Consider the following 21,366-nt stretch of genomic DNA (forward strand, 5'->3'; position numbering starts at 1 on the left):
CATTGCACCTCCGGCGGCGAAGGCGACCCACCTGCTTGCTCACGAAGCAAATCTGTGCCCATAATATGAGTATTGGTGTGACGGATCACATCGAACCGCGCGCCATGGCGTCGGTCATTGAATCCAGCGGGAAGAATTGCCGATGTCCGATATGTGGATCGTGATCAACACCGTCGTCGCTGTGCCATCGCGCTGATCGTGCCCATGAACTGGATCCTGTGAGCTTTTCTCCTGTGAGTATCGAAAGGAACACGATGGCACTGCCGCTCAGCGGAGTTCGAGTTCTCGAACTCGGCAACTACATCGCCGCCCCCACTGCGGCTCGCATGCTCGCCGATTTCGGTGCCGAGGTGATCAAGGTCGAACGGCCGGGAACCGGAGACGAACTGCGAAACTGGCGGTTGTACTCGGGCACCACGTCGATGCTCTACCGCACGATCAACCGGAACAAGAAGTCGATCGTGCTGGACCTGCGCACCGAGCAGGGGCGTAAGGACGTCGTCGAGCTCGCCGCCAAATGCGACATCGTGCTCGAGAACTTCCGGCCCGGCACTCTGGAGAAATGGGGCATCTCACCGGAGGTGCTCAGCGCAGCCAACCCCGAACTGATCATCACGCGTATCTCGGCCTTCGGGCAGACCGGCCCGATGTCGCAACGACCCGGATTCGCCGCTGTCGCAGAGGCATACGGCGGTTTCCGTAACCTCGTCGGTGATCCGGACCGGCCACCGGTGCGAGTCGGTGTCTCGATCGGCGACTCGATTGCTGGTCTGTACGCGGCCTTCGGATGTGTCATGGCCCTGTTTCAGCGACAGACTTTGCGGGCGGCGCAGGCACCGGATCAGCAGACCCCGCTCACGCTGGCGCAACGTTCCATCGATGTGGCACTGAACGAATCGATTCTGTCGATGATGGAATCGCTGATCCCGGATTACCTCGCCTATGGCGTCGAGCGTGAACGGACGGGCGGCCGGATGGAGGGCATCGCACCGTCGAACGCATACCCGTGCAACGATGGTCATTCGATCATCATCGCCGGCAACGGCGACGCCATCTTCCAGCGCTACATGGAGACCATCGACCGTCCCGATCTGGGAGCCGATCCAGAACTGGCATCCAACGCCGGTCGGTGGCGTCGACGCGACGAGTTGGACGCCGCTATCTCGGCCTGGACCGGATTGCACTCGCGCGAACAGGCTTTGAAGATTCTCGACGCCGCCGGGGTGCCGTCGGGACCGATCTACACGGCGGCCGATATCGTCGCCGACGAACAATACGCCGCCCGCAACATGATTCAGCACTTCCAGGTCGACACCGGAGGCGACGAGCCGGCCGACGTCGGATTTGTCGGTGTCGTTCCGGTGATCGGCGATGCGTCCCTGCCGATTCGTTCGGTCGGACCGGATCTGGGCGAACACACCCGAGAAGTACTGTCGACCCTGCTCGGTCGCACCGACGAAGAGATGGGCCTGTAGATGTACCGATTCACTCCCGCTGCGGAGCTGCGCGACGTCACGATGCGCGATGGACTTCAGCTCACCGGCAAGATGCTCTCCACCGAACGCAAGCTCGAAATCATCAGGGCGCTCATCGAACTCGGTGTACCGTCGCTCGAGATCGGGTCGATGGCGAGGGGCGACAAGGTGCCGCCGATGGCCAACACCCTCGAGGTCATCGGTGAACTGACCGCCGAGGAACTCGCGCGATGCTGGGTGTGGGTCGCCACTCCACGTCACGTCGAGAAGGCCGCTGCCGCCGGGGCTCGAAACTTTCAGTACTGCTTCTCCGCGTCGGACTCGCACAATCAGGCCAACATCGGTCGTACCACCGAGGTGTCGCTGGCGGCCATGCCCGATGCCATCGACATCACGCGATCGGTGGGCGGTGAGATCGAGCTGTGCATCGCGACGTCCTTCACCTGCCCGTTCGAGGGGCAGGTGCCACCGGATCGGGTAATCGCGATCGCCAACGACGAACGAGCAACGGGCGCAACCGACATCGTTGTGTGCGACACCCTAGGACAGGCCGTGCCGGTTCAGGTGTCGTCACTGATCTCGCGGGTGCGCGCCGAAACTCCGGATCGCAGAGTGGTGTTCCACGGTCACGACACCTGGGGCCTGGGCGTTGCGAACACTCTTGCTGCGATCTCCGCCGGAGCAACGATGGTCGACGGTTCGCTCGGCGGACTGGGCGGTTGTCCTTTCGCCCCCGGTGCCAGCGGCAACACCTCGTCGGAGGACATTCTCTTTGCGACACGGCCGGCCTGGTTCGAGCCGAAAACCCTTGCCGCCATGGCGACTCTGTCGGAGGAGTTGCTCACCGAACTGGGCGAGCCCATGAGATCGAAAGCTGTTCAGGGTGCACGGTCCGAGGCACGTGCTTTCGAGTGGGTCGCATGAGTCGCATCCTCGTCACCACCGAGATCCCGGCCCCGGGAATGGAAATCCTGCGCGCCGCCGGGGAAGTGGACCTACGGGAGGTCGATCACGAGCAGTTGGTCGAGGCCTGCGCTTCGGGGGACTACGCGGTTGTGGTCTCCCAGTTGCGCGACCGGTTCGACGCCGAGCTGCTGGCCTCGGCATCGATCACCGGGATCTCCAACTACGCCGTCGGATTCGACAACATCGACATCGCGGCCGCAACCGAACGCGGCGTCACGGTCGCCAATACCCCTGGGGTGTTGACAGATTCGACCGCGGACATCGCGATGCTGCTCATCCTGTCCACTGCGCGCCGCGCCGTCGAGGCCGACGCGTTCGTCCGCTCTGGCTCGTTCACCGGATGGGAGCCGGAACTGCTTCTCGGCAGCGATGTCTCGGGTCGGGTGCTGGGGTTGGCCGGCTTCGGTCGCATTGCCCGCGCCACCGCTCGCCGAGCACTCGGCTTCGGTATGACGGTCAAGTTCTGTCCCCGCCCGCCCGGCGACCGAGAGGTCTCCGAGAACGAGCTCGGGGAGTTCGCGGGCCGTGTCGTGCACGCGTCCTGGGAAGAGATCGTCACGACCAGCGACTTCCTGTCCCTCCATGTGCCGTTGTCGGATTCCACGCAGCATCTGGTGAACGCGCAAGTACTCGCGGCGATGAAGCCGTCGGCGATCGTGATCAACACTGCGCGGGGTCCGGTGATCGACGAGGCTGCATTGGTGACTGCGCTTCGCGAGGGCACCGTTGCCGCAGCGGGTTTGGACGTCTACGAGCGTGAGCCAGCCCTCGAGCCGGGGCTGGCGTCGCTACCGAACACGGTGTTGCTCCCACACGTGGGGAGCGCAACGGTGTCGGTGCGTTCGGAGATGGCACGGCTGTGCGCCACCAACGCAGCAGCGATGTTCGGTGGCTCGATGCCGCCGCATCCGGTGAATCCCGACGCGTGGGGTCACGCGGGGTAGCGGCCGCCCAGGGTTCTCGTCATCTGCTCGGCATGCGAAATCAGCAGATCCACCCAGCCCTCGCACTGCAATTGCGGCATCCGCAAGGTCGGGCCGCTGATCGTGACCGCACCGACGATGTCCGCCGCCGAGTCGAACACCGGAGCGGACAGGCCCGACGCTCCGGTTTCGCGCTCACCGGTAGTGATCGCGTAGCCGTCGGACCTGGTCTGCGCCAACAGGGCTCGCATCGTCTCGGCCTCGGTCACCGTCTGCTCGGTCATCGATTCGAGCTCGCGGGAGAGAACACGCTCGGCCAGTTCCGAATCCCAGGCCAGCAGGACGCGACTGGCCGATCCCGCGCTGAGCGGGATGACCTTGCCTACATACATGTCTCGTCGCAACGCATGCCGCGTCTCGGCGATCGCGACGCACACACGATAACTCTGTTCGGGCCGAAAGAAGCACGCCGTTTCGGTCGTCAGATCGCGCATGTCCTTGAGTATCGGGTTGACGACCGATAGTACGTCGAGGTCCTTGGTCGCCGTCGCGGCCCAGTAGGCCATACGCACCCCGATGCGAATGCGATCGCCGCTCCGGTCCAGAAATCCCTGCTGCACCAGATTGGTGACCAGACGCTGCACAGTCGATGTCGGCAGTCCGGTGGTCTGTTGAATCTCACCGAGAGTCAACGAGGGACGGTCGAACGAGAAGGCGTCGAGTATCTCGGTGATCTTGCCCAGCACGAGAAGCGGCTGTTGCTTCGACGTGCTCTCGGTACTCACCAGGCCAATCTACCCGGTCGCCCGCTTCACCAGGAGATCGATGGGCTTGGTCAGGAACAGGATCATCAGCGACCACAGTGCGGGCAAGGTGAACGCGACACCGAACGGGATCAGGATCAACACCGAACTGATCGCGCCGTTGCGGACGCGCTCGAGGTGTGTCGAATCGGCGGCCACGATGGACGGGTGCTGCGAGACTTGTCAGCCCTGTCGTTTCCACGTCAGCATTCTGCTCCCTCTGCGAGTAGCGTCCGGACGATGTCCGATCGACGCACTCTCACCACCGGTCGAGTTGTCTTTCTCGTTGTCGCCGCCGCGGCGCCGATGGCGGCCATGATCGGCAACGTACCGTTGGCTCTGATACGTGGAAACGGTGCCGGTCTGCCGGCTGCCTATGCGATCAGTGCTGTTGTGCTGCTGTGCTTCTCGGTGGGATTCGCGGCGATCAGCCAGCAGGTGTACAGCACCGGTGCGTTCTACACCTACATCGGTCTGGCGCTGGGGAAGCCGCCCGGCGTTGCTGCCGCATATGTCGCAGTTGTCGCGTATACCTCGCTGGCGTGCGGGCTTTCGGGCGCATTCGGATATTTCACGCATCTGGTATTCGCCGATTCCGGTATCGACATTCCGTGGTACATCTTCACGGCAGCCGCTGTCGTGATTGTCGCTTTCCTCGGCTTCCGAAATGCCGACCTCTCGGCCAAGGTGTTGGGAACGCTGATGGTGCTCGAGTTTGCTTTTCTGACGGTGTTCAACGTCTTGGTGGTGGGTGACAAGGGAACCGCGGCGGTGCCATTGGAGTCGTTCACCCCGACGCAGGTGTTCTCCGGATCGCTGGGGATAGCGATGATGTTCGCCTTTTCGAGTTTCATCGGTTTCGAGTCTGCAGCACTGTACGGCGAGGAAACCAAGGATCCCAGGCGCAGCATCCCGCGCGCGACATTCATCGCGGTGACGCTCATCGCGGTCTTCTACGTGCTGACGAGTTGGATCATCGTCGGGGCCGCGGGGGGAGTCGACGCACCGGTGCTGGCCCAGACCGAACTGGGCAATCTTCTGTTCACGCTGGCGCGGCAGTACGGAGGAACAGTGCTGTACGACGGTACCGCGGTGCTGCTGTGCACCAGTGTGCTCGCGTCGTATCTCGCCGTGCACAACGCGGCCAGTCGATATCTGTTCGCTCTGGGGCGAGAGCGCGTACTTCCGGTGCGGCTGGGCCGAATTCACCCGCGTCACTCGAGCCCGCACATCGGCAGCGTCACCGCCTCGGTCGTTGCCGCACTCTCGCTGGTCGCGTTCGCGGTGACCGGTGCCGACCCGTACCTGATCTACGCCGCCGGTGCCATCGGCCTCGGCACCCTCGGGGTGATCGCCCTTCAAGCCGCTGCGGCGCTGTCGGTGGTGGTGTTCTTCATCGGCCATCCGGATCGCTCACTGTGGCGCACCGGAATTGCCCCCGGCATCGGCTTCGCCGGGTTCATGACCGGATTGGTACTCGCCGGAACGCATTACAGCATCCTGACCGGCTCCGATTCTGCGATCGTCAACGCGATTCCCGTGGTGCTGATCCTCGCCGCGATCCTCGGGGTCCTGGTGGCCCTGCGTATAAAGCGTGCCGACCCGAAGACTTACGAGGGCATCGCCGCCGCCTACATGCGTCAGTGATCGGCTGTTCGACGAACCTCGAGGAGCCGGAGCCAGATCTCGCTGACCGTCGGATACGACGGCACCGCATGCCATAGATCGTCGAGCGAAACCTTACCGACCACCGCGACAGTGGCGGCATGAACTAGCTCGGCCACGCCCGGCCCGACGAACGTTGCGCCCACTATCGTGTCGGTGGCGCGGTCGATCACCAGCTGCGCCCGGCCCGAGTAATCGTCCTGCTGCAGAGACGAACCCGCGACGGCGATGTCCTGCGCGACGATCTCGACGTCGATGCCTTCTTCTCGGGCCTGTGCCTCGGTCAGTCCGACGGACGCCACCTCGACCGGCGTGAACACCACCTGGGGGATCTGACCGTGGTCTGCCGTGGCGCGGAATCGCTTCTGGTTTAGCGGCTTTCCTTCGGCCCTGGCGGCAATGACGTCGCCGGCCACCCGGCCCTGATACTTCCCCATGTGCGTCAGCGGCGCACGGCCGTTGACGTCACCCACTGCGTACAGCCAGTCGTGACCCGGAACCGACAGGTGATCGTCGACGTCGATGTAGTGGCCCTCGTCGAGGCCGAGGCTCGACAAGCCGAGGTCCGAGCTGGCCGGAGTACGTCCCGCAGCGACGAGCACTTCGTCGACCGTGATCTCGCCACCGTCGACGACGAGAGAGACCGGGCCGCCGTGAATTCGACCGATGCCGGTGGCGGCAGGGTTCTCTCGTGACACGGACTCGAGGGAGGCGTCGAGCATGATCGTTGCGCCGCGCTGTTTCAGTGCGTCGGCGACCAGTTCACCGGCGAACGGTTCGGAACCGGCCAGCAGCGACGATCCGCGCACGATCATCGTCACCTTCGCTCCGAGAGAGAGCAACCAGGTGGCCGCCTCCGTCGCGACGACGCCACCGCCGATCACCGCGATGTGCCCGGGCGTCTCGTGAATGTTGGTGGCATCGCGGGAGATCCACGGCTGGGCGTCGCGCAGGCCGGGGGTGTTCGGTACCGATGCGGTGGTTCCGGTGGCGAGGACAACAGCGTGGCGGGCAGTGAGTGTGCGGCCGTCGACCTCGACGGTCTTGGCCCCGGTGAGTCGCCCGTGGCCACGGATCACCGAGATGCCGGCCGACTCGGCCCACGTCACCTGCGAGGAATCGTCCAGGCTGTGGGTGTAGGACTCGCGTCGTGCCAGAACGGCGTCGGCATCGAGGGGCTGATCACCGACCAACTCTTTGACTCCCGGCATGTTTCGCGCGATGTCGAGAACCTCGCTCGGACGCAGCAGAGCCTTGCTGGGCATGCAGGCCCAGTAGGAGCATTCACCGCCGAGTAGTTCATGTTCGACGATCACGGCGGTGCGATCGCTGCCCTGTATTGCGTACTGTGCGGCGTTCTCGCCGACCGGGCCACCGCCGATGACGATGACATCGAATTTCGAGCTCTCTGGGGCCATCGGTCCACAGTGACATAGGCTCGCCGTTTATGGCGACCACTCGGAACAAGATTCTGATCACCGGAGCGAGCTCGGGGCTCGGTGAGGAAATGGCCCGACGGTTCGCCGCCATGGGCCGCGATCTGGCACTGTGTGCCAGACGGGTGGAGCGACTCGACGAACTTCGCGTCGAGTTGATGCACCAGAACCCGAACATCACCGTCTCGGTCCGTGCCCTCGACGTCACCGATCACGACGCGGTGGGCGAGGTGTTCAGCACGTTGCGAGACGAACTGGGTGGCCTCGATCGAGTCATCGTCAATGCTGGGCTCGGCAAGGGCGCGAAGATCGGCACAGGGCGGGCCGAGGCCAATCTGCAGACCGCACGCACCAACTTCGTCGGGGCCCTGTCGCAGGCCGAGGCCGCGCTGTCGATCTTCCGCGAGCAGAAACGTGGGCACCTGGTGTTCGTCTCGTCCATCAGTGCCGACCGCGGACTGCCGGGAGCCAAGGCGGCCTACTCGGCGAGCAAGGCTGCAGTGGCCTCGCTGGGCGAATCGCTGGCGACCGAACTGGCCCGAACCGACATCGCCGTCACCACCCTGCTGCCGGGCTTCATCGCCACCGACATGTCCGCCAAGGCAGGCGACAGTGCCGCTCTCACAGCCACTCTGGACCAGGGTGTGACCGCGATGGTCGACGCGATCGAGAGCGAAACCCGCCGCGCCGCGCTGCCCGGCCTCAAGTGGCGAGGCATCGACGCGGCGCTGCGGTTTCTGCCGAACGTGCTGACGGATCGAATGGTCTGACTACTGGCGGGAGTGGAGCCTGCAGGAACGACCAGATTTATTGCAAGTACCCCTCGACTTGGCCAACGCTGTTGGCGGTTGCGGTATCGGGGTTCTTGCCTGCGTCGATGCGTGCGCGGCGCTGGCGCAGCAGGTCCCAGCACTGATCGAGGGCGTGCTCGAGGGAGGCCAATTCGGCCTTCTCGGTATCCGTGTCGATGTCGCCGGCCTGGGTCTCGCTGCGGAGCTTGTGCTCGGTGGCGATGAGCTGCTGGATCTTGGTGTGGATATCGTGCTCGTTCATGGCGACCACGGTAGACCTACCAGGGTTTACCGGCCAGGTTTCGCGTCGCGAGAGCTCGTTGTACCGCTGAGGTGAGCTCGGCCGACGAACCGACCAGGGCGTCGTCGGTGCACACGAGCGAGAGCGTGTAGTTGCCGTTCATTCGAGAGATGTAGGTCGACATTCTGATGGTGGACACTGCGTCCGACGTATTCGGGTGGATCGCCCGAGTGGCCAGCCCACACGATCGGTGGGGACCGAGGGTGGTAACGGCTCTCGGGATATCGCCGATGTTGGAGCACAACACTTCTCCGCGTCCCGGTGTCGACGTCAGTTTCGCGGCGATGCGGTGGGGGAGCAGCTGGACGATCTCCGGTGGATAGCCGGCCGGCGCTCCGACGGGAGCTCCGAATGCGGCCTTGCAGGCGATCCGGATGTCCGCGGGCGAGTCGTCTCCACGGACGGCGACGGTGGCCATGCCGATCGAGTTTGCATCACCGGATCCGGTGCGGAAGGGGATGTCGACGGTCATGGCGGGTGAGCCGAGTTCTCTCATCGCGGCAGCCACGACGGAGACGAACAAGGAATTGGCCGAACCGCCGACACTCTTTGCCGCCGAATCCCATTCCTCGGCATCGACGTCGACGATGACCGCGTACATCTGCCGAGCCCGGTGCGGGGCGACGCCACCGGTGTCGGCGGCGGTGAACGCACGTAGTTCGGCGCGGGCCTTCTTGCTGACCCACAACTTTGCCGTCGCTGCGATGGATCGAACGAGGACGGTCAGGATCATCGTGATCGAGTCCCTGGCATCCGAGCCAGGGCGCGGGACGGGCGCGGGTGTTGTGCCGCCGGAGAATGCCTGTGCGGCAGCATCTATGAGACCTCGCGCGTCTGCCAGTGCGTGCGAGCACACCAACGACACCACGGTGCCACCGGGTGCGAGGGGAGTGGCCGTCAATCGCCAACCGGGGCCGTACTGCGGGTCGAGTGGAACGTCGGCCTGCGAATCGGCCCATCCGATGATGTCGTCGACCGGCTCGGTGCCGTACACGAGCGGAAGCGACTGCGGTGAGATGTCCCAGCGGAGTCGGGCACCGGGTATGCGGGGCTTGCCGACTCGGCGGCCGAGTTGCCCGACGGCCAATTCGCGGTGTACCCGGGCGAGTTCTTGCTTGTCCACCGTCTCGGTCGTACGCCAGATACCCTGCAGTGCAATGGGTATGCCATATCCACGATGGGTGCGGAGGAAGATCTCGTCGATCACCGACAGGCGCGTGGAGATCACGGACTCGGGGTGCCGTGGCGTCCCGCGCCCGAGACGAACCTGCTCGCGCCGGAGAGCGCGTCGGCGGTGATCGAGATGGCACCGTGCCGAAACTCGTTTCTCAGCGCGGACTCTTCGTCCATGCCGTCCTGTTCGAGGACGGACAGCCGATCCTCGCGCATGCAGGTCTGGGGCAGCAGAGCGAGTTCGGCGGCCAAGGCCTCGGCTTCCGAGCGGGCCCGCCCCACCGGAACGACTCGGCTGATCAGCCCGATGTTCAGAGCTTCCTGTGCATCGACGGCGCGACCGGTGAGGATCATGTCCATCGCCCGACCGGTACCGATGACGCGCGGCAATCGCACTGTGCCGCCGTCGATCAACGGAACACCCCACCGGCGGCAGAACACGCCGAATGTGGCGTCGTCCTCGGCGATGCGTAGGTCGCACCACAGTGCCAGTTCGAGTCCGCCTGCGACGGCGTACCCGGAGACCGCCGCGATGACCGGCTTGGACAACCGCATTCGCGTCGGACCCATCGGGCCGTCACCGTGTTCGGTCGCGTGGTTCGAGCGGGTTGTGCCGAGCGCCTCGAGGTCGGCTCCCGAGCAGAACGTGCCACCCTCGCCCCACAGCACCGCCACCGATGCGGCCTCGTCGGCATCGAACTCCTCGAAAGCCTGAGTCAGCTCTTGGGCGGTGGGGCCGTCGACGGCGTTCCGCACCTCCGGGCGCGACAGAACAATTGTGGTGACGGGGCCTGATCGTTCGATCCGTACCGGCATGTCTGTGAACCCTACTCGAGTTCTCTTGCGTGAAGCAGCGAATCAGTGCTTCAATCCTTGGCATGCCCTATCGCCGAACCCCCGCGGTGCAAGCCAGGCTCGACGCCGGCCGCGAGAAGCTGTTCGCAGCGGCCATCGAGGTGCTCTCGACGCACGGCTACGCAGGGCTGTCGATCGCGTCGGTCGCCGCGGCCGCGGGAGTATCCGCAGGCAGCGTCTATACCCACTTCGAAGGCAAGGCGGACCTGGTGGTCGCCATCTTCCGCGAGGTCTGCGGCCGCGAGGTCGCCGCCGTGGTCGCCGTTGCCGGGTACGGAAGCACGGCCGAGCGGGTGACGGCAGTGGTGGAGACCTTCGCCGGACGAGCCCTGAAGAACCGAACGATGGCGTACGCGCTGCTCGCCGAACCGGTGGATCCGGCCGTCGACGCCGAGCGGTTGGTTTTCCGGCGGAAATTCACCGAGGCATTCGCCGACGCGATCGCGGCAGGCATCGCCGCCGGAGAGATCCCCGAGCAGGACGCGGCGATCTCGGCAGCAGGTCTGGTCGGTGCCGTCGGTGAAGTGCTGGTCGGTCCGTTGTCTTCACACGAATCCAAGGATCCGGTCCCGGGTCTGGTCGCTTTGTCGTTGCGCGCGTTAGGAGTTCGAGATGGACACGCATGAGGTATTCAATCAGGCAGTCGACCTGAGTCCGTACGACACATCCGCAGACACGTCGTTGCTCGACGGCCTGGCGCGGGCCGGTGGCGGCTGGGCGCTCGACGAGGTTCGGCAGCTGGGAGCCCTCGCCGGCGGAGCTGAGGCCCAGGACTGGGGGCGGCTCGCCAACGAGAACCCACCGGTGTTGAAGACTCACGATCGCTACGGTCATCGCATCGACGAGGTCGAATTCCACCCGCACTGGCACGATTTGATGACCGTCGCCGTCGAGCACGGACTGCATGCCAGCCCCTGGACCGACGATCGTGTGGGTGCACATGTTGCCCGCGCCGCGAAGTTCTACGTCTGGGGACAAACCGAGGCGGGTCATATGTGTCCCATCTCGATGACCTACGCCGTCGTACCGGCGTTGCGGCACAACCCCTCTCTGGCAGCACAATACGAGCCGCTGTTGGCCTCGCGGGAATACGACTTCGGTCTGCGTGTGCCGTCCGAGAAACGTGGACTGATCGCCGGTATGTCGATGACGGAGAAGCAGGGCGGATCCGACGTCCGCGCCAACACCACCACCGCCACCCCGTCGTCGGACGGGACGTATTCGATCGTCGGCCACAAGTGGTTCACCTCTGCGCCGATGTCGGACATGTTTCTCACCTTGGCGCAGGCACCGGGCGGGCTGTCGTGTTTCATGCTGCCGCGCGTCCTGCCCGACGGCACCCGTAACCGAATGATGCTGCAGCGCTTGAAGGACAAGCTGGGCAACAAGTCGAATGCATCCGGCGAGCTCGAGTATCACGGGGCGACCGGTTGGCTCGTCGGCGAGGAGGGACGCGGCGTGCGCACCATCATCGAGATGGTCAACATGACCAGGTTGGACTGCGTCATCGGATCTGCGGCGGGAATTCGCAACGCCACCGTCCGCGCGGTTCATCATGCCCGTCATCGAGCAGCGTTCGGCGCGCAGCTGATCGATCAGCCACTGATGCGAAACGTGCTGGCAGACTTGACCATCGAATCCGAGGCCGCGACCGCCGCGATGATTCGCTTGGCGCAGGCTACCGACGGATCGGCCCGCGGCGACGAGCAAGAAAGTGCGCTGCGCCGAATCGCGTTGGCCATCACCAAGTACTGGGTGTGCAAGCGGGCACCGGCACATGCCGCCGAAGCCCTCGAATGTCTCGGCGGCAACGGCTATGTCGAGGAATCGGGTATGCCTCGGTTGTTCCGCGAATCGCCGTTGATGTCGATCTGGGAAGGCTCCGGCAACGTTGCCGCACTCGATTCCCTGCGTGCGTTGGCACGGCAGCCGGACAGCGTCGAGGCCTTCTTCGGTGAGATCGGCCAGGCGTCGGGCGTGGATTCTCGACTGGACGACGCCATCGCCCGCGTCGGCAAGGAGCTCTCCGATACCTCCGACATGGAGTACCGGGCCAGGCGAGTCGTCGAGCTGATGGCTCTGACCTTCCAGGGTGCGCAGCTGGTGATGCACGGGAATCCCGCTGTGGCCGATGCCTTCTGTGCCACTCGACTCGACCGCGACTGGGGCATCGCCTTCGGCACCCTGCCGACGGGAGTCGATACGGCGGCGGTGTTGGCTCGGGTGTGATGGCCGTTCGGGGATTTACGCCCCTCGTGGTAATCCACTCCCTCTGAACGGTGCGTCGATTACCGGTAGCGGCGTGGATTTGGGTAGCGGCAGCTCGGTGAACCAACCACTAGGCGGGCCTTGCCGCAACGCGCGACGGTGCGCGGCCGACAACCGTTCAATCAACACGCTGGGGTTCGCGAGATCGCCCCAGCCGTAGCGGAACACTGTCCGCCCCTGCTCGAGCAGGCGGTTGTGGCGCTCCTTCTCGGCCAGAACGGCGCGGCGCGGTTCGGCACCGTACTTGTACACTCCGTCGAACTCACCGATCACTTCGCCGAGATCAGGAAACACGTGGTCCACCCGAGCGAGGAAGTCCCCGTTGTCGTCGTACACGGACTGATTGCACAGCACAGGCGTGACTGCTTCGAAGATCAAGCGCGCACGTGTTTCTCCGACACTGTCGCTTCGGTCCGACATCATCTCGACCGCACGTCGAGCACGTCCGATGCCGGTGCGGTGCTTGGCCGACATGATCGACTGTGCCAGCTCCACGTGCGTGACGCGAGCGTGTCTCAGGGCGTAGTCGCCTGTGCAGACGGCTTGCTCGAGCGGAACGGATCGCGCGATATCGACAATCGTCCGTGCGGGGTTGGTGACCGGCAGTGAGCCCGGTTGAAAGGTCTGCCGAGCGCCCGATGTGAGGTGGACCCACTCGTTGTCTTCGAGCGTGGTTCCGTGCAGCTCACGCCTACGGGTGCGCTTACTCGGATATCCCGCTCCGATTGTCATGTGTACCCGGTCGAGCGGGACGTTCCAGACGTCGAAGCCATGGATGACTGCCGCCGACACATGACTGAGGACCGCGCCGTCGACGGAATCGAGATAGGTGGCCTGGGCGAGAATCGCGTGTTGCTGCGGGCCGTCGAGCGTGCGGAGCACGTGGTCTCGCAGGTACCACCCTGGGCGAATTGCAACGATCGACCCTTGTGTTCGCGCGCGCCGTAGATCGTTGTCGGTGAAGCCCGCCCGGTGTGCGTCGGCGCGACTGAACAGCCCAGGTCGATCGAAGTCCATGCCCGATTGGACGCAGCGGGAGCCTGTGCGGATCCATGTGCAGAAGATTCACGCCCTCCGCAGCAATCTGCGCCCCGCGGGTGGGGTGTCGATTACGACGAAGGGCGTGGATCCGCGGACTGAGGTCTAACTCGAACGACCCCGCTGCGATCGGTACCAGCGCACCAGGGAGTCGGTCGATGAATCCGACTGTGCAGCAGGAGCTTCGGAATCGATGAGTACCGGTGTCAGTTCGAGGGCCTGGGTCTTGCCCAGTTCGACGCCCCATTGATCGTAGGAGTCGACGCCCCAGATGACGCCTTCGACGAAGACCTGATGCTCGTACAGGGCGATCAATTGGCCGACCACCGACGGCGTGAGTTTCGACGCGAGAATCGAGGTGGACGGTCGATTGCCGGGCATCACCCTGTGCGGCACCACATCTGCCGGTGTGTCCTCGGCGGCGATCTCCTCGGCCGTCTTGCCGAAGGCGAGCACCTTGGTCTGGGCGAAGAAGTTGCTCATCAGCAGGTCGTGCATCGAGCCGGTGCCGTCGCGGGTGGGTAGATCGTCGGTGGGCTCGGCAAATCCGATGAAGTCTGCAGGCACCAAACGTGTTCCCTGGTGCAGCAATTGGTAGAAGGCATGCTGGCCGTTGGTGCCCGGCTCGCCCCAGAAGATCTCGCCGGTGGGTGTGGTGACGGGGGAGCCGTCGGCCTTGACGGACTTGCCGTTGGATTCCATCGTCAACTGCTGCAGGTACGCGGCGAAGCGGGAGAGGTCATTCGAATACGGCAGCACTGCACGGGTTTCCGCGCCGAAGAAGGAGCTGTACCACAGGCCGATCAAGCCGAGCAGAACCGGCGCGTTCTCGGCGAGCGGCGTCAACCGGAAGTGCTCGTCGATGCGATGAAACCCGTCCAGGAATTCGCTGAACGCCTCTTTGCCCACAACGGCCATGACCGACAACCCGATTGCGGAATCGACGGAGTACCGTCCGCCGACCCAGTCCCAGAAGCCGAACATGTTGGCGGTGTCGATACCGAAGTCCGCGACGCGCTCGGCGTTGGTCGACACGGCGACGAAGTGCTTGGCGACGGCGTCTTCACCGAGTGCGTCGACGAGCCAGCGACGGGCCGCGGTCGCGTTGGTCAACGTCTCGAGGGTGGAGAACGTCTTGGACGCGATGATGAACAGCGTCGATGCCGGATCGAGTCCGTCGAGCGCACCGACGAGATCGGCTGGGTCGACGTTCGAGACGAACTTCGCGGAAATCCCCGCATCGGCGTAGTGCCGGAGCGCGTTGTAGACCATGACCGGTCCGAGGTCGGATCCGCCGATGCCGATGTTGACGACGGTGGAGATCTTGTCGCCGGTGGCACCGACCCATTCGCCCGAACGTACTCGATCGGTGAATTCGCCCATGGCAGTGAGGACTTCGTGGACATCGGCGACGACGTTCTGGCCGTCGACGGTCAACGACGCGTCGGCTGGTAGACGCAGCGCGGTGTGCAGAACGGCGCGGTCCTCGGAGGTGTTGATGTGCTCGCCCGAGAACATCGCGTCGCGCTTGCCTTCGACATCGGCGGTGCGGGCGAGCTCGACGAGCAACTCGACGGTCTCGCGAGTGATTCGGTGCTTGCTGTAGTCGATATGAAGATCGGCGGCGTCGAGGGTGAACGTGCGTGCTCGGTCGGCGTCCTCGGCGAACAATGTCCGAAGATGAGTATCAGCGATCGTGGAGTGGTGATCGGTCAGCTTCTGCCAGGCATCCGTGCCGGTGATATCGACGCTCATACGAACCAACAGTAATGCGGTGCCGAGTCGCGCGCGCGTCGTTTGTCGTTTGCATCAGGCGCTGCGGAGGCATCATGGACGGTATGGACCAACGTGCATTGATCGAATCGATTCCGGCAAAACTGTGGATCGGCGGCAAGGCCGTCGACGCGGAGGGAGGCAAGACGTTCGCGGTGAACGATCCGGCGACCGGCAAGCCCCTGACCGAGGTGGCCGACGCATCGCCCGCCGACGCGATGAAGGCGCTCGACGCCGCCGCTGCGGCGCAGAAGAGTTGGGCGGCAACGCCCGCGCGCGAGCGCAGCGAGATCCTGCGAGCGGCCTTCGAGAAGGTCACCGAACGCGCCGACGACATCGCGCTGCTGATGACACTCGAGATGGGCAAAGCACTCGCCGAGTCCAAGGCCGAAGTGAAGTACGGGGCCGAGTTCTTTCGTTGGTTCGCCGAGGAAGCAGTGCGCATCGGCGGCCGCTACACCCCGGCACCCGCGGGCAACGGTCGAATTCTCGTCACCAAGGCTCCGGTCGGTCCGGTGTTGGCGATCACCCCGTGGAACTTCCCGTTGGCGATGGGCACCAGGAAGATCGGGCCTGCTCTGGCTGCCGGCTGCACCATCGTGGTCAAGCCGGCCCGCGAGACCCCGCTGACGATGCTGCTGCTCGCGCAGATCTTCGACGAGGTCGGCTTGCCCGAAGGTGTGCTCTCGGTACTGACGACGTCGAAGTCCGGCGACGTCACCGGGCCGCTGCTGGAAGATTCGCGGCTACGCAAACTCACCTTCACCGGGTCCACGGGCGTCGGCAAATCACTCGTCCAGAAGTCCACGACGAGGTTGCTGCGGACGTCGATGGAACTCGGTGGCAATGCCCCGTTCGTGGTGTTCGACGACGCGAACATAGACGACGCAGTGGACGGCGCGATGCTGGCGAAGATGCGCAACGGCGGAGAGGCCTGCACGGCGGCGAACCGGCTGCACGTGCACAACAGCGTTCGTGAGGAGTTCACCACCAAGTTGGTGGCGAAGATGTCCGAGATGAAACTCGGACCCGGCGTCGACCCCGACACCAAGCTGGGCCCGCTGATCAACGCAGACCAACTCGAGACCGTGCAGGAGCTCGTCGACGACGCAGTGGAGAAGGGCGCGACGGTCGCGCTGGGCGGTACCGCACCGGGCGGAGATGGGTACTTCTACCCGGCGACCGTGCTCACCGACGTTCCAGCGAAGGCCAGGATCCTGAAAGAGGAAGTGTTCGGCCCCGTGGCTCCCATCGTCGGCTTCGACACCGAACAGCAAGGTATCGACGCGGCCAACGCCACCGAGTACGGACTGGCGTCGTACATCTACACCGAGAACCTGGACCGCGCGCTACGGGTCGCCGACGCCATCGACAGCGGCATGGTGGGCGTCAACCGCGGAGTGATCTCGGACGCGGCAGCGCCGTTCGGTGGAGTCAAGGAATCCGGATTCGGCCGTGAGGGCGGATCCGAGGGCATCGAGGAGTACCTCGAGACCAAGTACATCGCATTGAAGTAGAGCTAACGGTTGGGCGTGCACACCGCGCGCCCAACCGGAGGGTCGATCAGTGTCCGAGGCGACCGCGACCGAGACGGAGCAGGAGCATGGCCAGCGTGTGGCCTTCCTGACCGAGGCTGCTGAAACGCTCGAGGACCTTCATTTCGCGGCTGTGCACCAGGCGCGGACCGCCGGAGGCCATACGGGTGCGGCCGATGATCTGCGAGACCTCGGAGCGACGCTTGATGGCCGTCAGGATCTCGGCATCGAGGCGGTCGATTTCCTGCCGCAAATCGTTGATCTCGGCCTCGCTGGAAGGCACTGCAGTCTCTGAGTCGATCTTCGTCGTCATGGCCATCGTCTCTCCTCGGGTCACATCTTGGATCGCTGCGTCGTCCGTCACCGTTACGCCTTTCGTATTCGGAACTGCATCACCTGGCGGCTCGGTTCCGGCTCGAATTTCCTGTCCGGGCCTTCGAGCCCCCCGCCTGGAACCAGGGGCGTTGCGTCTATCGACAGGCTCCCGCACGTGTGGCCGAGGAGCGGCCGACCCGACGCAGGCGATGACGTACGGTTTTTTCGATCACCGATCCAGTGTGCCACGGGCCGACCGTCCTGAAAAGTCATCCGTCGAGGCCGGGACCACGCGATGTGGGTTTGTCGGTACGCGCCGGTAACCTGACCTGACGATGAACACATTCCTCCAAGGCCTCGCGTCCCGTAAGAACTCTGCGTCCGACGCGCTGCTGGAAGGGCTCAATCCGCAGCAGCGTGAGGCCGTTGTACACACCGGATCGCCGCTGCTCATCGTGGCTGGAGCCGGTTCGGGCAAGACGGCGGTGCTGACGCGTCGTATCGCGTATCTGCTCGCCGAACGCGGGGTGTCGCCAGGTCAGATTCTGGCCATCACGTTCACCAACAAGGCCGCCGCAGAGATGCGCGAGCGAGTCGCCGGTCTGGTGGGACCGCGGGCTAATGCGATGTGGGTATCGACGTTCCACTCGAGTTGTGTGCGAATTCTGCGGGCGCAGGCGGCGTTGCTGCCGGGTCTGAATTCGAACTTCTCGATCTACGACGCCGACGACTCACGGCGATTGCTGACGATGATCTCCAAGGATCTGCAGATCGACACCAAGAAGTTCTCGGCGCGACTGCTGTCGACGGCGATCTCGAATCTGAAGAACGAGCTGATCGTGCCCGACAAGGCGGCCCTGGACGCCGACGGTGATCCCGCCGAACTGCCGCGGCTCGTCGCCAAGATCTACGGCATCTACCAGCAGCGGCTGCGCGCGGCCAATGCCATGGACTTCGACGACCTCATCGGCGAAACGGTGGGAATGCTGCAGGCCTTCCCTCAGGTGGCGCAGTACTACCGCCGCCGGTTCCGGCACGTTCTGGTCGACGAGTACCAGGACACCAACCACGCGCAGTACATGTTGGTCCGCGAACTGGTCGGCACCCCCGATGCCGACGGCGCACTCGAAGGCACCGTCGCTCCGGGTGAGCTGTGCGTGGTGGGCGACGCAGATCAATCCATCTATGCCTTCCGTGGCGCGACGATCCGCAACATCGAGGAATTCGAGCGCGACTACCCCGACGCGCGCACCATCTTGCTCGAGCAGAACTACCGATCGACGCAGAACATTCTCTCGGCCGCCAATGCCGTGATCTCACGCAACACCGGCCGACGCGAGAAGAAGTTGTGGACCGACACCGGCGAAGGCGAGCTGATCGTCGGCTATGTCGCAGACAACGAGCACGACGAGGCGTCGTTCGTGGCTTCGGAGATCGATCGACTCGTCGACGGCAAAGACGTGCGCTTCGACGAGGTAGCGGTGTTCTATCGAACCAACAACTCCTCGCGTGCGCTCGAGGAGATCTTCATTCGACTCGGTCTGCCCTACAAGGTCGTCGGCGGCGTCCGGTTCTACGAGCGCAAGGAAGTCCGGGACCTGGTTGCGTATCTGCGGGTGCTGTCCAACGAGGACGACACCGTCAGCATGCGACGCATCCTGAACACCCCGCGCCGAGGTATCGGCGATCGTGCCGAGGCGTGTGTCGCCGTCCACGCGGAGCAACGTGACATCAGCTTCTCGCGCGCCCTGCACGACGCGGCTGCGGGCAAGGTGGCGTTGCTCAACTCTCGGCAGCAGAAGCTGATCGCACAGTTCATGGAACTGCTCGACGAACTGCGTGCCGTACTCACCGCGACCGACGGCGACGGAAACGACATCGCGGATATCGGCGATGTCGTCGAAGCCGTTCTCGACCGCACGGGCTACCGCGCCGAACTCGAAGCCAGCAGTGACCCGCAGGACGGTGCGCGGCTCGATAACCTCAACGAACTCGTCAGTGTGGCAAGGGAGTTCACGTCAGAGGCGCGAAACCAAGCCGCGGTGGCGGAAGAGGCGCTCGAGACAGGCGACGACCGAAGCGAGGACGACGGCGGCGTCGACGGGTTGGCCGAACCCGGTTCGCTAGCTGCGTTCCTCGAACGGGTCTCCCTGGTGGCCGATACCGATCAGATTCCCGACTCCGGCACCGGAGTCGTCACATTGATGACGCTGCACACCGCGAAAGGCCTGGAGTTTCCGGTCGTTTTCGTGACGGGTTGGGAGGACGGCCAATTCCCGCACATGCGAGCACTGGGTGACCCCAACGAACTGTCCGAGGAACGCCGCCTGGCCTACGTGGGTATCACGCGCGCACGGCAGCGGCTCTACCTCACGCGCGCGATCATGCGGTCGGCGTGGGGCCAGCCCATCGCGAACCCGGAATCTCGATTCCTGCAAGAAGTTCCGCAACACCTGATCGATTGGCGACGTGAGGATCCCGGCACCGGGGGCGGCCGCGCGATCGGGGGTGGCAGATCCGGCAGCTACGGCTCGAACAGTTACGGCTCTGGCGGCGGGTACGGCTCCGGTGGTTATGGCTCAGGCGGCTCCTCGTCACGCGGCCAGGGCTCGTCGCCCAGCTTCGGTGCCGCCAAGGGGCGCAATTCCAATCTCGTTCTTGCCGTGGGGGATCGAGTCAGTCACGACAAATATGGACTGGGTACGGTGCTTGAATCGACCGGTGCCGGAATCAAAGCGATGGTCCTGATCGACTTCGGTTCGGCCGGCCGCGTCAAGATGATGCTCATCGGTGGCGTGCCGATGACCAAGCTGTAGAAGCGCCGACAACGCGAAAGCCGGGCCCTGCGAAAGCGGGGTCCGGCTTGTTGTGCAGTAGTGGAAGTGAACTCAGTCCATTTCGGGTCCGAGGGAGATCCCTCGGGAGGCGAGCCAGGGGAGCGGGTCGATCTTGACTTCGCCCGGGAGGTGGACCTCGAAGTGCAGGTGCGGTCCGGTGGAGAAGCCGCGGTTGCCCATGGTGGCGATCTGGTCTCCCGCCATGACGTCTTGACCGACCGAGACCGTAGTGGTGTCGACGTGGCCGTAGACGGTGATCGTGCCGTCGGCGTGCTGTACACGTACCCACATACCGAAGCCTGCAGCCGGACCGGAGTCGATGACCTTGCCGTCGGCAACAGCGTAGATCGGAGTTCCGATGGCGTTGGCGACGTCGACACCGGCATGCAGAACGCCCCAGCGTGTGCCGAAGTTGGAGGTGTAGGTGCCCTGCGCGGGGAGAGCGAACAGCGGCCGGCGGGCGGCTGCTTCACGTGCGGCACGCTCTTCGCTGAAGCGCTGACCCTTGGCGAGCAAGTCGTTGAACTGGCTCAGATCGGCCGGTGCCGCGACGCTGAGAATCTGCGGTGCCTGCGACGGCATTGCGCTCGACGAATCTGCGTCGAGTGCGGCCGTTTGCGGGGCAGTGGTGGCTGCGATTGCAGCGGCCGCGGGTGCTTCACCGGCGGCGAGCGCGTACTCGGAGGTGGCGACCGTCGCGGGCGAGTCGTCGTTGATGACGGCCTGGCCTGCAGCTACGACAGCGCCTGCGGCCACGGCGAGAACGGCAGCGCGGCCTTTGAGGGCGGTGGGGGGAAGCGGAATTCTGTGGGCGCCGCCGCGACGGGCCACGGGGGTGGCGTCTGCGGTGGTCGCGAACGTCGTGACGACGGTCGGTGCTTCGTCGGGTGCGACGTAGGCGGTGTCGACGAACTCGGCCTCGGCATATTGATACGCGGGGTAGGAGTAGGCGTCGTACGCGCTGTGGTCGTCGGCAGGTTCGTAGCTGTAGACCGTGGTCGCGTCTTCAGCGGCGGGTCGAGAGAACCGGCTGGAGGTGAAGGACGCACGGTGTTGCTGCAAGACCTACAACCTCCGTTATCCGTGACCTGGCCGTTACTGAAAGACTCGGCAGACGGTAACGAAATGATTGCGGGGCGCGCAAGTTAACAGACCAAACTCGTGTCATATGTGAGATGGCTCACAGCCCCACCAGGGTTTATGTCGTGACGG

At 64.5% G+C, this 21,366-nt stretch carries 19 protein-coding genes; 9 read left to right on the forward strand and 10 right to left on the reverse strand.

Translation table 11 applies throughout. The features are described 5' to 3' along the window. The first annotated feature begins 254 nt into the window (after positions 1-254). The 3 genes from QM797_RS09275 to QM797_RS09285 are packed head-to-tail and all read left to right on the forward strand — an operon-like array spanning position 255 to position 3,385. On the forward strand, positions 255-1,475 hold the full coding sequence (locus tag QM797_RS09275; RefSeq protein WP_283275054.1) for a CaiB/BaiF CoA transferase family protein: 1,221 nt from the start codon (positions 255-257) through the stop codon (positions 1,473-1,475). Next, positions 1,476-2,399, forward strand: coding sequence for a hydroxymethylglutaryl-CoA lyase-like TIM-barrel protein (locus tag QM797_RS09280; protein ID WP_283275056.1), 924 nt, complete (start codon positions 1,476-1,478; stop codon positions 2,397-2,399). Beyond that, positions 2,396-3,385 (forward strand): 2-hydroxyacid dehydrogenase, encoded by a 990-nt coding sequence (locus tag QM797_RS09285; RefSeq protein ID WP_283275057.1) that lies wholly within the window; start codon positions 2,396-2,398, stop codon positions 3,383-3,385. Before QM797_RS09280 ends, QM797_RS09285 begins: the two co-directional genes overlap by 4 nt. On the opposite strand, the gene QM797_RS09290 is transcribed toward QM797_RS09285, so the two are convergent. Together QM797_RS09290 and QM797_RS09295 are read right to left on the reverse strand one after the other, a co-directional pair. Then, positions 3,373-4,149, reverse strand: a complete 777-nt coding sequence (locus QM797_RS09290; protein ID WP_283275058.1) for an IclR family transcriptional regulator — start codon at positions 4,147-4,149, stop codon at positions 3,373-3,375. The two genes, QM797_RS09285 and QM797_RS09290, sit on opposite strands and share 13 nt — an antisense overlap. Positions 4,150-4,158: 9 nt before the next feature. Continuing rightward, a complete protein-coding gene (locus QM797_RS09295; protein WP_283275059.1) occupies positions 4,159-4,326 on the reverse strand; it encodes a hypothetical protein in 168 nt (55 codons plus the stop codon). 81 nt (positions 4,327-4,407) lie between these two features. Between QM797_RS09295 and QM797_RS09300 the strand changes: the two genes are divergently transcribed. Then, positions 4,408-5,814, forward strand: coding sequence for an APC family permease (locus QM797_RS09300; protein WP_283275060.1), 1,407 nt, complete (start codon positions 4,408-4,410; stop codon positions 5,812-5,814). On the opposite strand, the gene QM797_RS09305 is transcribed toward QM797_RS09300, so the two are convergent. Beyond that, positions 5,808-7,250 carry a dihydrolipoyl dehydrogenase family protein gene (locus tag QM797_RS09305; RefSeq protein WP_283275061.1) on the reverse strand — a complete coding sequence of 481 codons (1,443 nt, stop codon included), beginning with the start codon at positions 7,248-7,250 and terminating at the stop codon, positions 5,808-5,810. The two genes, QM797_RS09300 and QM797_RS09305, sit on opposite strands and share 7 nt — an antisense overlap. Positions 7,251-7,279: 29 nt before the next feature. Here QM797_RS09305 and QM797_RS09310 point away from each other — a divergent pair, with 29 nt between their 5' ends. Next, the gene (locus QM797_RS09310) at positions 7,280-8,038 is read left to right on the forward strand and encodes an SDR family oxidoreductase (RefSeq protein ID WP_283275062.1); all 759 of its coding nucleotides are present in this window, start codon (positions 7,280-7,282) and stop codon (positions 8,036-8,038) included. 37 nt (positions 8,039-8,075) lie between these two features. On the opposite strand, the gene QM797_RS09315 is transcribed toward QM797_RS09310, so the two are convergent. The 3 genes from QM797_RS09315 to QM797_RS09325 are packed head-to-tail and all read right to left on the reverse strand — an operon-like array spanning position 8,076 to position 10,349. Continuing rightward, positions 8,076-8,321: a DUF2630 family protein gene (locus QM797_RS09315; protein WP_283275063.1), complete on the reverse strand. Its 246-nt coding sequence runs from the start codon at positions 8,319-8,321 to the stop codon at positions 8,076-8,078. A 16-nt stretch (positions 8,322-8,337) separates the two neighbouring features. Then, on the reverse strand, positions 8,338-9,588 hold the full coding sequence (locus QM797_RS09320; protein ID WP_283275064.1) for a hypothetical protein: 1,251 nt from the start codon (positions 9,586-9,588) through the stop codon (positions 8,338-8,340). Further along, positions 9,585-10,349: a crotonase/enoyl-CoA hydratase family protein gene (locus tag QM797_RS09325; protein WP_283275065.1), complete on the reverse strand. Its 765-nt coding sequence runs from the start codon at positions 10,347-10,349 to the stop codon at positions 9,585-9,587. Before QM797_RS09325 ends, QM797_RS09320 begins: the two co-directional genes overlap by 4 nt. Positions 10,350-10,411: 62 nt before the next feature. On the opposite strand from QM797_RS09325, the gene QM797_RS09330 reads away from it, so the two are divergent. Together QM797_RS09330 and QM797_RS09335 are read left to right on the forward strand one after the other, a co-directional pair. Then, the gene (locus QM797_RS09330) at positions 10,412-11,014 is read left to right on the forward strand and encodes a TetR/AcrR family transcriptional regulator (protein WP_283275066.1); all 603 of its coding nucleotides are present in this window, start codon (positions 10,412-10,414) and stop codon (positions 11,012-11,014) included. Then, on the forward strand, positions 11,001-12,617 hold the full coding sequence (locus QM797_RS09335; RefSeq protein ID WP_283275067.1) for an acyl-CoA dehydrogenase family protein: 1,617 nt from the start codon (positions 11,001-11,003) through the stop codon (positions 12,615-12,617). The genes QM797_RS09330 and QM797_RS09335 overlap by 14 nt, the downstream gene beginning before the upstream one ends. A gap of 15 nt (positions 12,618-12,632) precedes the next feature. On the opposite strand, the gene QM797_RS09340 is transcribed toward QM797_RS09335, so the two are convergent. Beyond that, positions 12,633-13,673: a type IV toxin-antitoxin system AbiEi family antitoxin domain-containing protein gene (locus QM797_RS09340; protein ID WP_283275068.1), complete on the reverse strand. Its 1,041-nt coding sequence runs from the start codon at positions 13,671-13,673 to the stop codon at positions 12,633-12,635. 126 nt (positions 13,674-13,799) lie between these two features. Further along, positions 13,800-15,449: a glucose-6-phosphate isomerase gene (pgi, locus tag QM797_RS09345; RefSeq protein ID WP_283275071.1), complete on the reverse strand. Its 1,650-nt coding sequence runs from the start codon at positions 15,447-15,449 to the stop codon at positions 13,800-13,802. A gap of 83 nt (positions 15,450-15,532) precedes the next feature. On the opposite strand from pgi, the gene QM797_RS09350 reads away from it, so the two are divergent. Then, positions 15,533-16,984, forward strand: coding sequence for an NAD-dependent succinate-semialdehyde dehydrogenase (locus QM797_RS09350; RefSeq protein ID WP_283275334.1), 1,452 nt, complete (start codon positions 15,533-15,535; stop codon positions 16,982-16,984). Between the two features lie 46 nt (positions 16,985-17,030). Here QM797_RS09350 and QM797_RS09355 read toward each other — a convergent pair whose 3' ends face one another. After that, positions 17,031-17,321 carry a chorismate mutase gene (locus QM797_RS09355; RefSeq protein WP_283275336.1) on the reverse strand — a complete coding sequence of 97 codons (291 nt, stop codon included), beginning with the start codon at positions 17,319-17,321 and terminating at the stop codon, positions 17,031-17,033. A 331-nt stretch (positions 17,322-17,652) separates the two neighbouring features. On the opposite strand from QM797_RS09355, the gene QM797_RS09360 reads away from it, so the two are divergent. Beyond that, positions 17,653-20,133, forward strand: coding sequence for a UvrD-helicase domain-containing protein (locus QM797_RS09360; RefSeq protein WP_283275073.1), 2,481 nt, complete (start codon positions 17,653-17,655; stop codon positions 20,131-20,133). Between the two features lie 72 nt (positions 20,134-20,205). On the opposite strand, the gene QM797_RS09365 is transcribed toward QM797_RS09360, so the two are convergent. After that, on the reverse strand, positions 20,206-21,216 hold the full coding sequence (locus QM797_RS09365; RefSeq protein WP_283275074.1) for a M23 family metallopeptidase: 1,011 nt from the start codon (positions 21,214-21,216) through the stop codon (positions 20,206-20,208). Positions 21,217-21,366 lie beyond the last annotated feature (150 nt).

The sequence above is a fragment of the Rhodococcus sp. IEGM 1381 genome (assembly GCF_030056795.1).
GTDB lineage: Bacteria > Actinomycetota > Actinomycetes > Mycobacteriales > Mycobacteriaceae > Rhodococcoides.

Coding starts and splice junctions, on each gene's coding strand:
- QM797_RS09275 (WP_283275054.1), top strand. CDS start 255: ATGGCACTGCCGCTCAGCGGAGTTCGAGTTCTCGAACTCGGCAACTAC.
- QM797_RS09280 (WP_283275056.1), top strand. CDS start 1,476: ATGTACCGATTCACTCCCGCTGCGGAGCTGCGCGACGTCACGATGCGC.
- QM797_RS09285 (WP_283275057.1), top strand. CDS start 2,396: ATGAGTCGCATCCTCGTCACCACCGAGATCCCGGCCCCGGGAATGGAA.
- QM797_RS09300 (WP_283275060.1), top strand. CDS start 4,408: ATGTCCGATCGACGCACTCTCACCACCGGTCGAGTTGTCTTTCTCGTT.
- QM797_RS09305 (WP_283275061.1), bottom strand. CDS start 7,250: ATGGCCCCAGAGAGCTCGAAATTCGATGTCATCGTCATCGGCGGTGGC.
- QM797_RS09310 (WP_283275062.1), top strand. CDS start 7,280: ATGGCGACCACTCGGAACAAGATTCTGATCACCGGAGCGAGCTCGGGG.
- QM797_RS09315 (WP_283275063.1), bottom strand. CDS start 8,321: ATGAACGAGCACGATATCCACACCAAGATCCAGCAGCTCATCGCCACC.
- QM797_RS09325 (WP_283275065.1), bottom strand. CDS start 10,349: ATGCCGGTACGGATCGAACGATCAGGCCCCGTCACCACAATTGTTCTG.
- QM797_RS09330 (WP_283275066.1), top strand. CDS start 10,412: ATGCCCTATCGCCGAACCCCCGCGGTGCAAGCCAGGCTCGACGCCGGC.
- QM797_RS09335 (WP_283275067.1), top strand. CDS start 11,001: ATGGACACGCATGAGGTATTCAATCAGGCAGTCGACCTGAGTCCGTAC.
- QM797_RS09340 (WP_283275068.1), bottom strand. CDS start 13,673: ATGGACTTCGATCGACCTGGGCTGTTCAGTCGCGCCGACGCACACCGG.
- pgi (WP_283275071.1), bottom strand. CDS start 15,449: ATGAGCGTCGATATCACCGGCACGGATGCCTGGCAGAAGCTGACCGAT.
- QM797_RS09350 (WP_283275334.1), top strand. CDS start 15,533: ATGGACCAACGTGCATTGATCGAATCGATTCCGGCAAAACTGTGGATC.
- QM797_RS09355 (WP_283275336.1), bottom strand. CDS start 17,321: ATGGCCATGACGACGAAGATCGACTCAGAGACTGCAGTGCCTTCCAGC.
- QM797_RS09360 (WP_283275073.1), top strand. CDS start 17,653: ATGAACACATTCCTCCAAGGCCTCGCGTCCCGTAAGAACTCTGCGTCC.